The organism is Paenibacillus allorhizosphaerae, from assembly GCF_042659105.1.
GTDB lineage: Bacteria > Bacillota > Bacilli > Paenibacillales > NBRC-103111 > Paenibacillus_G > Paenibacillus_G allorhizosphaerae.
In genome coordinates, this window is sequence record NZ_JBHSRV010000079.1 from 1 (window position 1) to 569 (window position 569).

Below are 569 nucleotides of genomic sequence, written 5' to 3' on the forward strand. Positions count from 1 at the left end.
GGCATCCTCCGTGTGCTCTTATTAGCTTAACCAAAACGCTTCGGTATATATTTTCGCGTTCCGTTGTGCTTCGCACAAAGGTCACTTTGAAAACATATACGCTCCGCTTGTAGCTAACCTAAAAGATAAAGATCTATTCAGATCATCTTTAAGGATGATTCAGCATTTGTTGCATTGTTTCGATATCCAGTTTTCAAGGAACAATGTTGTAGCCTATTTGCTTGTCACCCATAAGGCAACGAAAGCTATATTACCATATTGACGGGCTTGTTTCAAGAGTTTTTATCTTACCAATTTCGGAAGATAAATGGTGGAGCCAAGCGGGATCGAACCGCTGACCTCCTGCTTGCAAGGCAGGCGCTCTCCCAGCTGAGCTATGGCCCCACACTCTTGACGGAAAGCTCCATCAAAACTGAACAAATGAAATTCGAATGCATCTTAATGTCCGTCGTCCTGCAGACGACATGGACTCCATAGAAAGGAGGTGATCCAGCCGCACCTTCCGATACGGCTACCTTGTTACGACTTCACCCCAATCATCTACCCCACCTTCGGCGGCTGGCTCCTTG

General features: G+C 46.0%; 1 tRNA gene and 1 rRNA gene. Both read right to left on the minus strand.

Annotated elements, in window-relative coordinates:
• Nucleotides 1–308: 308 nt before the first annotated feature.
• Nucleotides 309–384 (minus strand) — tRNA-Ala (locus tag ACFQI7_RS37885).
• 93 nt (nucleotides 385–477) lie between these two features.
• A 16S ribosomal RNA gene (locus ACFQI7_RS37890) occupies nucleotides 478–569 on the minus strand; the annotation flags it as partial.